Source organism: Acidovorax sp. KNOB132, assembly GCF_057541515.1.
In genome coordinates, this window is sequence record NZ_BAAJYT010000144.1 from 1 (window position 1) to 9,543 (window position 9,543).

Here is a 9,543-nt window from a genome sequence, read left to right on the forward strand (position 1 = left end):
GGGGCTTCGGGCGGGTGCAGTTGGGGGTCGCGTGAGGACATGGGTGGAGCGCCGGCAAAGGGGTGGGGGCGGTCGGGGGCCAGGGGCGCCCGCCGCCGCGAGTGGGTCCAGTGTGCGCAGGCGCGCGGGCTCGCCACATGCGGAATTCGCGCGTGCTTATGCGGTTTTTGGCCGATGCGCGCGCCGCGGCCTGCCGGGCGGACATGGGGCGCGGTGCAACCCGCGTCGCCGTGGGTTGCACCGGCCCGCCGCGCCGTGCGCGCAGCGGCCTGCTGCGTGATTCGTGCGCAATTTGCTGCTTGCCTGCGGCGGCTGGTGCAGGCCAGCCGGCCGGTTTTCAGGGGCGCGTCAGGGGCACGCCAGGGGCGGCAGGTTTCTCATAAAAATAGACGAATAACGTTCTTGGCCGTGCGGCAAGCCGCGCCCGATACTGCGCCGCACCATCACCGCATTCACCGGGAACCCACCACCATGCAACGACGCACCCTGCTGTCGGCCGGCGCCGCAGCGCTGGCCGGGCCACTGGCCTCGCACACCGCGCACGCCGCGCAGCCGCTCAAGGAACTGCGCCTGGACTACGCCACCTATTCGCCCTCCAGCCTGGTGCTGCGCCGCTTTGGCTGGCTGGAAGAGTCGTTCAAGCAGGACGGCACGGCCGTGAAGTGGGTGTTCAGCGCGGGCAGCAACCGCGCGCTGGAGTATTTGAATGCGGGCAGCATCGACATCGGCTCGTCGGCCGGGCTGGCCGCGCTGCTGTCCAAGGCCAACGGCAACCCGATCCGCGCGCCGTACATCTTCTCGCGCCCCGAATGGACGGCGCTGGTGGTGCGCAAGGATTCGCCCATCCAGTCGGTGAAGGAACTCAAGGGCAAGAAGGTCGCCGCCACCAAGGGCACCGACCCGTACCTCTTTTTGCTGCGTGCGCTGCAGGTGGCCGGTTTGAAGCGCAACGACGTGGAGATCGTCGCGCTGCAGCACGCCGACGGCCGCACCGCGCTGGAGCAGGGCCGCGTGGACGCCTGGGCGGGGCTCGATCCGCTGATGGCCGCCAGCGAGCTGGATGCGGGCTCGCGCCTCATCTACCGCAACGTGGCGTTCAACACCTACGGCTTTTTGAATGTGCGCGAAGAGTTCCTGGCCCAGCGCGCCGCCGAGACGCGCCGCGTGCTGGCCGGCTACGAGCGCGCCCGCCAATGGATCCTGGCCCACACCACCGAGGCGGCCAGGATCCTGTCGGAGGAGGCCAAGGTCAGCCTGGAGGTGGCGCTGCTGCAGCTCAAGCTGCGCACCGATCTGTCCAACCCGCAGCCTTCGCAGGAACACATCGCCGCGCTGCAGGGCGCCGCCCCGCTGCTCCTGTCCGAAGCCCTGGTGCGGCCCGGCACGGCGTTGAACAAGGTGGTCACCGACCTGGTGGACACGCAGTTCGCGCGCGGCGTGACGAACGCGCCGGCGGCCTCGCCGGCCTGACCGCGCCATGTCCGCCCACCCGCAGGAATGGTCCGGCATCGGCCCGGCCGTGGAGACCGCCCGCACTGCACCGCGCCGCCGGGGCTGGAGCGCGCTGGGCACGGGCTGGATCCTGCCGGCCGGGGTGGTGGCCGTGTGGGAAGGCGCCGTGCGCGCCGGCTGGGTCAGCCCGCACCTGCTGCCCGCGCCCACCGAGATCGTCCAGACCCTCATTAGTTTCGGCGGGCAGGGCCTGGCCGGCCATGTGCTCGCCAGCAGCGCGCGCGTGGCGGCGGGTTTTGCCATCGGCACCGTGCTGGCGATCGCCATCGGCGCGCTGGTCGGGCTGTCCCGCCGGGCCGAAGGGCTGCTGGACCCGACCTTCCAGGCGCTGCGCGCCATTCCTTCGCTGGCCTGGGTGCCGCTGCTGCTGCTGTGGCTGGGCATCGACGAGGCGTCCAAGATCGCCTTGATTGCCATCGGCGCGTTCTTCCCGGTCTACATGGGCGTGGCCTCGGGCTTTCGCGACGTGGACCGCAAGCTGGTGGAGGCCGCCCGCATGTACCGGCTGGGCGCCGTCGCCATGGTGCGCCGCGTGTTGCTGCCGGCCGCCCTGCCAGCGGTGCTGACCGGGCTGCGCAACGGCCTGAGCCTGGCGTGGATGTTCATGGTGGCGGCCGAACTCATCGCCGCCACGCGCGGCCTGGGCTACCTGCTGACCGACGGCCGCGAGATGGGCCGCGCCGACATCGTGCTGGCGGCCATCGTGCTGCTGGCGCTGCTGGGCAAGGTCACCGACACGGGCATGGCCTGGCTGGAAAAGCGCCTGCTGGCCTGGCGCGACACCTATGACAGCACTGCGCGGGACTGAACCAACGATGACTGCATTGCAAGACGCCATCGCTCCAGCGTCTCTCGCTGTGGACGGCCCGCTGCTGCAGGCCCAGGATGCGAAGGTCGGCCCGCTGCTGCAGGCCCAGGATGCGCAGGGCGGCCCGCTGCTGCAGGCCCGCGTGCGCCGCAAGGCCTACGGCGACAAGCCCGTGCTGCAGAACGTGCAGTTGGACATCGCCCCCGGCGAGGTGGTCAGCCTCGTAGGCGCCAGCGGCTGCGGCAAGAGCACGCTGCTGCGCATCGTCGCGGGGCTGGACACGCAGTATGACGGCCAGGTGCGCCTGGCCGGCGAGCCGCAGCAGGGCATCACGCAGGACATCGGCTTCATCTTCCAGGAGCCGCGCCTGTTCCCCTGGCTCACCGTGGCCGAGAACGTGGCGTTCGATCTGGGCCGCGCCGGGCGGAGTCACCCGCAGGTGCGCGAGCTGCTGGCCGAAGTGGGACTGGCGGGCTTCGAAGACCGCTTGCCGAAGCAGCTGTCCGGCGGCCAGGCGCAGCGCGTGGCCATCGCCCGGGGCCTGTTCACGCGGCCGCGCCTGCTGCTGCTGGACGAGCCCTTTTCCGCCGTCGATGCCTTCACCCGCGCCCGCCTGCAGCAGCTGCTGGCCGAGGTGGCGCGCCGCCACGGCCTGGCGCTGCTGCTGGTCACGCACGACGTGGACGAGGCGCTCCTCCTGAGCGACCGCGTGGTGGTGCTGGAGGCGCGCGCCGGTGCCGAGCTGCAGGTCATCGAGAACCCGCTGCCCCGCCCGCGCCGGCGCGAAGACGAATCGCTGGGCGCCCTGCGCGTGCGGGTGCTGGACGCGCTGCGGCACGCGCACGCGTTCTGACGAACGAGCCGGGGCGCGGCGGCACATCCTAGCACTATATTTTTGATAGCAATATGCCCTAGTGGATCATGCGCTGGAGGCCGATTGGGCTTGTAAACCCCTGGAAGACGCCCGCCACGCGCTACCGGCTGCGCAGCCAGCGCACCCACCGGTCGCCGCTGAACTGCACCAGCGACACCAGCGCGATCAGCGCGGCAATGACGATCAGCATCACCTGCGTGTCGAAGCGCTGGTAGCCATAGCGGATCGCCAGGTCGCCCAGCCCGCCCGCGCCCACCGCGCCGGCCATGGCGGACGAGCTGATCAGGGCCACCAGCGTGATGGTGAAGCCGCCGACGATGCCGGGCAGCGCCTCGGGCAGGTACACGTGCCAGACGATGTGCCACTTGCGGCAGCCCATGGCCTGCGCGGCCTCGATCAGGCCCGGGTCCACCTCGCGCAGGCTCACCTCCGCGATGCGCGCGAAGAACGGCGTGGCGCTGATGGCCAGCGGCACGATGGCCGCCCACACGCCGATGGTGGTGCCGGTGACCAGCCGCGTGAACGGAATCAGCGCCACCAGCAGGACGATGAAGGGCGTGGCCCGAAAGCCGTTGACCACGCTGCCCACGCCGCGGTGGATGCGCGGCGAGGCGAGGAAGCCGCCGGGCGCGGTCACGATCAGCAGCACCGCCAGCGGAATGCCCGCCACGAAGGCGATGGCGGCCGAGGTGCCCACCATCGTCAGCGTGTCGAGAAACGCCTGGGTGTAGCGCTCAAAGGGAATGCTCAACGTCAGAGACATGGCCGATCACCTCGATGGAATGGGCAATGGCGCCAGGGCCTTGCACCAGATGGACGAAATCAGGCAGCGTCACCGTGCCGGGCAGCGACACGATGAGCCGGCCCTGCGCATGGCCGCGGATGCGGTCCACGCCGCCGTGCACCAGCCTGACCGGGCTGTGCAGGGCCTGGGCGATGCGCGCGAAATCGGGCTCCAGCCCGCCCTCGCCGGTGTAGCCCAGGCGCAGGATGCGCTGGTAGCCGCCCTGCGCCGGTGGCTCGGCCTGCAGCCGCCCCTGCAGGTCGTCGGGCAGGCCGTGCTGCAGCGGCGCCAGCAGCGCGCGCGTGGCGTCGTGCTGTGGCGCGCCGAACACCTTCCACACCTCGCCCTGCTCGGCGATGCGGCCCTGCTCCAGCACCAGCACCTGGTCGGCGATCTCGCGGATCACGCTCATCTCGTGCGTGATGAGGATGACGGTGATCCCCAGCCGCCGGTTGATGTCGCGCAGCAGCTGCAGGATGGCATGCGTGGTCTCCGGGTCCAGCGCCGAGGTGGCCTCGTCGCACAGCAGGATCTCTGGCGCCGTGGCCAGCGCCCGGGCAATGCCCACGCGCTGCTTCTGCCCACCCGACAGGCGCGCGGGGTAGGTGCGGTGCTTGTCCGAGAGGCCCACCAGGGCCAGCAGCTCCTCGACCCGCTGGTGGATGGCGGCGGGCCGCCAGCCGGCCACGCGCAGCGGCAGGGCCACGTTGTCGTACACCGTCTTGGCGGCCAGCAGGTTGAAGTGCTGGAAGATCATGCCGATGCGCCGGCGCAAGGCCACCAGGCCGTCGTCGTCCAGCGTGGCGATGTCGGTGCCATCCACCCGCACGCGGCCCGAGGTGGGCGACTCCAGCCGGTTGATGGTGCGCAGCAGGCTCGATTTGCCCGCGCCGCTGCGCCCGATGATGCCGAAGATGCTGCCGTCCGGGATCTGGAGGCTGATGTCCTCCAGTGCCGCCACCGGCCCGGCGGACGACGCGTACACCTTGCCGAGCTGCTCGAAGACCACGGAGCCTGATGCAGCGCCGGCCTCCGCCGATGGCGCAGGCGGCGGTGCCGCCCCGGCGCGGGGCTGCGGTGCCCCGGCAGGCGCCGTGGCGGGGGAGGGGGCCGTGCCGGCAGCGCTGCGCCAGACGGGGGAAGGGGAGGCAGCGGTCAGGCTCATGGCGTCTTCCAGGGCAGCGTGTACAGCTTGGGGTCGTTGTTGAAGCGCGCGGACACCACCTCGCGCACCTTGGGCGACTGCTGGAACAGCTGCACGAAGCGGGCGATCTTCGGGTCCTGCACCTTGTCCTTGCGCGCGACGAAGCCCATGGCATAGAACGAGTCGTCGATGCCGGAGTACAGCAGCGCGCGGCTGGCCTGTTCCTTCTTGCCGGCGTTGACGAAGTAGCTGGGCCACACCACGGCTAGGTCCACGTCCTGCAGCGAGTGGATGAGCTGCGGGCCTTCGATCTCATAAAAGCGCAGTTTCTTGGGGTTCTCGACCACGTCGTTCACGCTGGCGCCCACGGCATTGCCCTGCCGCAGCTTGATGAGACCGGCCTTCTGCAGCAGGAGCAGCCCGCGCCCCTGGTTCACCGGGTCGTTCGCCACCGACACCTTGGCGCCCTCGGGCACGTCCTGCAGCCGCTGGATGCGGTTGGAGTAGATGCCGATGTTCTGCAGCAGGCCCAGGCCCACCAGCTGTAGCTGGTAGCCGCGTTCCTTGATGGCGTTGTTCAGGAAGGCCTGGTGCTGGAAGAAGTTCAGGTCGATGTCGCCGTTGTTCACCGCCTCGTTGGGCAGCGTCCAGTCGGTGAACTCGACCAGCTTCACCTCCAGGCCCTGGGCCTTGGCCTCGGCCACCACGGCCTCCACCGCGTCGGAAGTGACGCCGGGCGTGGAGCCGATGCGGATCACGTCGGCCGCGTGCGCGGTGAGGGCGGATGCGGCCAGCAGCCAGCCCAGGGCGGCGGCCTTGAAGTGGAAGAAGCGGGGCGCGCGCATCATTGCTGCGTCCAGGTCAGCACGTACAGGCGCTTGTCGCCCGCGAAGGCGCGGTCGATGGCCGCCTTCACCGCGTCGGAGTTCTGGAACACCTTCACGAACTTCTGGATCACCGGGTCCTGCGTGCGGTTGGCCTTGACCACGAACTGGATGGCGAAGCGCGCGTCTTCCACGCCCGAGTACGCCAGCCCGCTGGACGGATCGAACGCCTTCGACGCCACGATGAAGTGCGGGTAGCCCTGGGCGATGTCCACGTCGCCGGTGATGCGCACCAGCTGCGGGCCTTCCACCTCGACGAACTTCAGCTTCCTGGGGTTCTGCACGATGTCGTCCACCGTGCCGACGAAGCCCACCCCGGGCTTGAGCTGGATGAGCCCCGCCTTTTGCAGCAGCAGCAGGCCGCGGCCCTGATTCACCGGGTCGTTGGCCAGGCCGACCTTGCCGCCCACCGGCACCTCGTTGATGGTCTTGTGCTTGAGCGAATACAGGCCGATGTTGGCCAGGAAGCTCGTGCCCGCGCTGGCCAGCTTGAAGCCGTTCTTCTGGATCGCGTTATCGAGGAACGGCTGGTGCTGGAAGAAGTTGATGTCCAGGTCGCCCGAGTCCACCGCCACGTTGGGCGTGGTCCAGTCGGTGAACTCGGTCACCGTGACGTCGATGCCCTGCGCCTTGGCGTCCTTGGCGGCGGCCGCGATGGCGTCGGCATACACGCCCGGCAGGACGCCGATGCGCAGCTTGTCGGCCGCATGGGCGGGCAGAGCGCCCAGCACGGAGAGGGCGAGGAGGGGTGCGAGAAAGAGGCGATGGAGTGGCATGTCAGGGGCCGCGGCAGGCGGTCGTTGGGGTGGGAGGAATCGAAGGTGAGGAAGGCGTCGGGGGCGAGTCCAGGAATGCGTCAATGCGCGGCCTTGGCGAGCCACGGCAGGCTGTAAAGCCGCTCATTGCCGGCGAAGGATTTGCCGATCTGCGCGCGCACGGCGGGCGAGTCTTGATAGACCTTCACGAAGCGCTGGATGCGCGGGTCCTGCGCGTTGTCCTGGCGCGCGACGAAGCGAATCGCATAGGCCAGGTCGTCGATGCCCGAATACAGCAGCGCGCTGCCCGCCACCTGGGGCTTGCCGGCATTGACGTAGTGCGCCGGGTAGCCCTGCGCCAGGTCCAGGTCGTCGAGGGCGCGCACCAGTTGCGGGCCTTCGATCTCGGCAAAGCGCAGCTTCTTCGGGTTGGCCACGATGTCGTTCACGCTGCCGCGCGCGCCTACGCCGGGTTTGAGCTGGATGAGGCCGGCCTTTTCCAGCAGCAGCAGGCCGCGGCCCTGGTTCACCGGGTCGTTGGCCACGCCCACGCGGGCACCGTCCTTCAGGTCGGCGAAGCGCTGCACCTTGAGCGAATACAGGCCGATGTTGGGCAGCAGGCCGGTGGCCACGCTGACGAAGGCATAGCCGCGCTCGCGGATGGCGTTGTCCAGAAAGGCCTGGTGCTGGAAGTAATTGAGGTCGATGTCGCCCGCGGCCAGCGCGGTGTTGGGCGCGGTCCAGTCGGTGAATTCGATGACCTTCACGTCCAGCCCCTGCTGGCGCGCCTCCTGCGCGGCGACCTGCACGGAATCGGCCAGCGAACCGGGCGTCACGCCAATGCGCAGCGGTGGCGCGGGTGTTTGCGCGGTTGCCGCCGCGGCAGCGAAGGCCGCGAGCCAGGAAAGAAGGCGTTGGACCAGGCGTTTCATGGCTGTGCTTCCAGGGCGGGATGGGGTTGGGGCGATGGGCGAATGGCGGCGCTGGGGGCCTGGCGCCGGAAAGCATCCGCCGCATGCCGGGCCGGCAGCCGGTCGCCCTCGCCGAACAGGCGGCTGCGCAGCGTGCCTTCGGCGTAGGCGGTCTTGTAGACGCCCCGGCTTTGCAGCTCAGGGATCACGAGGTCGATGAAGTCTTCGTAGCTCTCCGGCACCACGGTGCGGCTCAGGTTGAAGCCGTCCACGCCGGTCTCGGCCACCCACGACTGCAACTCGTCCGCCACCTGCTGCGCATCGCCCACGATGGCGGGGTAGCGGCCGCCCAGCGAGAAGAGTTCGAGCAGCTTGCGGCGCGTCCAGCCATGCTGCTGGGCCGTGCGGCTGGCCGATTCGATGGCGTTGCCGGGCGAGTAGTCCACCGGCGCGTCCAGGTCGTACTGCGCGAAGTCGATGCCGGTGCTGGCCGCGAAATGCGCCAGGCCCGCCTCGCGGCTGGCGTAGCGCAGGTAGTCCGCGTGCTTCTCGCGTGCCTCGGCCTCGGTGCGGCCCACCACCACCGCCGCGCCCACGAAGACCTTCACGTCATCGGGCCGGCGGCCGGCCCGCACCAGTTGCTCGCGCAGGGCCTGCACGGTCTTGCGCGCAGCCTCTTTGTTGGGGGGCGAGATGAACACGCACTCGGCATGGCGCGCGGCGAACTGCTGGCCCCGGCCCGAGCTGCCGGCCTGGAACAGCACCGGCGTGCGCTGCGGCGAGGGCTCGCTGAGGTGGTAGCCCTCCACGTCGAAATAGCGGCCGTGGTGCTGCACTGGGTGCACACGCGCCGGGTCGGCGAACACGCGCGCGGCCTTGTCGCGGCGCACCGCGCCGTCTTCCCAGCTGCCCTCCCACAGCTGGTAGAGCACCTCCAGGTATTCGTCGGCGCGCTCGTAGCGCTCGTCGTGCGGCAATTGCTGCGGCTGGCCCATGGCGCGCGCGGCACTGTCGAGGTAGCCGGTCACCACGTTCCAGCCGATGCGCCCGTTTGTCAAATGGTCCAGCGTGGAAAAGCGCCGCGCCAGCAGGTAGGGCGCCTCGTACGACAGGTTCACCGTCACGCCGAAGCCCAGGTGCTGCGTGGCGGCGGCCATGGCCGGCACCAGCAGCAGCGGGTCGTTCACCGGCAGCTGGATGGATTCGCGCAGCGGCACGTCCACGTTGCCCTGGTACACGTCGTAGGTGCCCACGATGTCGGCCAGGAACAGGCCGTCGAACAGGCCCCGCTCCAGCGTGCGGGCCAGATCGGTCCAGTAGGCCAGCGTGCGGTAGTCGGTGCTGCGGTCGCGCGGGTGCGTCCACAGGCCGTGGTTGATGTGGCCCACGCAGTTCATGTTGAACGCGTTGAGCAGGATGTGGCGCTTCGCTTGTGTCACGGTCGGTCCTTGTGCCGGTCTCAGCGCTTCAGCCAGGTCAGGCGGTAGAGCTTGGAATCGTTCAGGTAGAAGGCGTGGATCGCCTTGCGCACGGCGTCGGAGTTTTGGTAGATGGTCAGGAACTGCGCGATGCGCGGGTCCGCCGCCTTGTCCTTGCGCGCCACGAACTGGATCGCCCAGGAGTCGTCCTCATAGCTGGTGTAGGCCAGCCCCCGCGTCGCATCGAACGCCTTCGACGGAATGATGAAATAAGGAAAGCCCTGCGCCAGGTCCACGTCCTGCGTGGCGCGCACCAGTTGCGGGCCTTCGATCTCGGCAAAAGCGCAGCTTCTTGGGTTGGCCACGATGTCGTTTCACGCTGCCGCGCGTGCTACGCCGGGTTTGAGCTGGATGAGGCCGGCCTTTTCCAGTCAGCAGCAAGGCCGCCGGCCC

General features: G+C 69.6%; 10 protein-coding genes. 3 read left to right on the forward strand and 7 right to left on the reverse strand.

The genetic code is table 11. From position 1 onward, the window contains the following. Nucleotides 1-471 precede the first annotated feature (471 nt). Genes AC27IO_RS16350 through AC27IO_RS16360 form a run of 3 tightly spaced genes read left to right on the forward strand, consistent with a single transcriptional unit; the run spans nt 472 to nt 3,173 of the window. The gene (locus AC27IO_RS16350) at nt 472-1,470 is read left to right on the forward strand and encodes an aliphatic sulfonate ABC transporter substrate-binding protein (RefSeq protein ID WP_498739708.1); all 999 of its coding nucleotides are present in this window, start codon (nt 472-474) and stop codon (nt 1,468-1,470) included. 7 nt (nt 1,471-1,477) lie between these two features. Further along, nucleotides 1,478-2,320, forward strand: a complete 843-nt coding sequence (locus AC27IO_RS16355) for an ABC transporter permease (protein ID WP_498739709.1) — start codon at nt 1,478-1,480, stop codon at nt 2,318-2,320. A gap of 7 nt (nt 2,321-2,327) precedes the next feature. Continuing rightward, the gene (locus tag AC27IO_RS16360; RefSeq protein WP_498739711.1) at nt 2,328-3,173 is read left to right on the forward strand and encodes an ABC transporter ATP-binding protein; all 846 of its coding nucleotides are present in this window, start codon (nt 2,328-2,330) and stop codon (nt 3,171-3,173) included. 121 nt (nt 3,174-3,294) lie between these two features. Here AC27IO_RS16360 and AC27IO_RS16365 read toward each other — a convergent pair whose 3' ends face one another. The 7 genes from AC27IO_RS16365 to AC27IO_RS16395 form a co-directional block, all read right to left on the reverse strand. Next, complete coding sequence (locus AC27IO_RS16365) at nt 3,295-3,957, reverse strand: methionine ABC transporter permease (protein WP_498739713.1); 663 nt, start codon at nt 3,955-3,957, stop codon at nt 3,295-3,297. Then, a complete protein-coding gene (locus AC27IO_RS16370; protein WP_498739715.1) occupies nt 3,929-5,143 on the reverse strand; it encodes a methionine ABC transporter ATP-binding protein in 1,215 nt (404 codons plus the stop codon). The genes AC27IO_RS16365 and AC27IO_RS16370 overlap by 29 nt, the downstream gene beginning before the upstream one ends. After that, on the reverse strand, nt 5,140-5,970 hold the full coding sequence (locus AC27IO_RS16375) for a MetQ/NlpA family ABC transporter substrate-binding protein (RefSeq protein WP_284430642.1): 831 nt from the start codon (nt 5,968-5,970) through the stop codon (nt 5,140-5,142). Before AC27IO_RS16375 ends, AC27IO_RS16370 begins: the two co-directional genes overlap by 4 nt. Beyond that, nucleotides 5,967-6,782 carry a MetQ/NlpA family ABC transporter substrate-binding protein gene (locus tag AC27IO_RS16380; RefSeq protein ID WP_284424476.1) on the reverse strand — a complete coding sequence of 272 codons (816 nt, stop codon included), beginning with the start codon at nt 6,780-6,782 and terminating at the stop codon, nt 5,967-5,969. Before AC27IO_RS16380 ends, AC27IO_RS16375 begins: the two co-directional genes overlap by 4 nt. A gap of 80 nt (nt 6,783-6,862) precedes the next feature. Further along, nucleotides 6,863-7,693, reverse strand: a complete 831-nt coding sequence (locus AC27IO_RS16385; protein WP_498739717.1) for a MetQ/NlpA family ABC transporter substrate-binding protein — start codon at nt 7,691-7,693, stop codon at nt 6,863-6,865. Beyond that, nucleotides 7,690-9,111, reverse strand: coding sequence for an LLM class flavin-dependent oxidoreductase (locus AC27IO_RS16390; protein ID WP_498739719.1), 1,422 nt, complete (start codon nt 9,109-9,111; stop codon nt 7,690-7,692). The genes AC27IO_RS16385 and AC27IO_RS16390 overlap by 4 nt, the downstream gene beginning before the upstream one ends. A 20-nt stretch (nt 9,112-9,131) precedes the next feature. Then, nucleotides 9,132-9,455: a MetQ/NlpA family ABC transporter substrate-binding protein gene (locus tag AC27IO_RS16395; protein ID WP_498739721.1), complete on the reverse strand. Its 324-nt coding sequence runs from the start codon at nt 9,453-9,455 to the stop codon at nt 9,132-9,134. Between the last annotated feature and the right edge of the window lie 88 nt (nt 9,456-9,543).

What these genes read in the sequence shown, in the direction of transcription:
- AC27IO_RS16350 (WP_498739708.1), top strand. Translation starts at nt 472, where the DNA reads ATGCAACGACGCACCCTGCTGTCGGCCGGCGCCGCAGCGCTGGCCGGG.
- AC27IO_RS16355 (WP_498739709.1), top strand. Translation starts at nt 1,478, where the DNA reads ATGTCCGCCCACCCGCAGGAATGGTCCGGCATCGGCCCGGCCGTGGAG.
- AC27IO_RS16360 (WP_498739711.1), top strand. Translation starts at nt 2,328, where the DNA reads ATGACTGCATTGCAAGACGCCATCGCTCCAGCGTCTCTCGCTGTGGAC.
- AC27IO_RS16365 (WP_498739713.1), bottom strand. Translation starts at nt 3,957, where the DNA reads ATGTCTCTGACGTTGAGCATTCCCTTTGAGCGCTACACCCAGGCGTTT.
- AC27IO_RS16370 (WP_498739715.1), bottom strand. Translation starts at nt 5,143, where the DNA reads ATGAGCCTGACCGCTGCCTCCCCTTCCCCCGTCTGGCGCAGCGCTGCC.
- AC27IO_RS16375 (WP_284430642.1), bottom strand. Translation starts at nt 5,970, where the DNA reads ATGATGCGCGCGCCCCGCTTCTTCCACTTCAAGGCCGCCGCCCTGGGC.
- AC27IO_RS16380 (WP_284424476.1), bottom strand. Translation starts at nt 6,782, where the DNA reads ATGCCACTCCATCGCCTCTTTCTCGCACCCCTCCTCGCCCTCTCCGTG.
- AC27IO_RS16385 (WP_498739717.1), bottom strand. Translation starts at nt 7,693, where the DNA reads ATGAAACGCCTGGTCCAACGCCTTCTTTCCTGGCTCGCGGCCTTCGCT.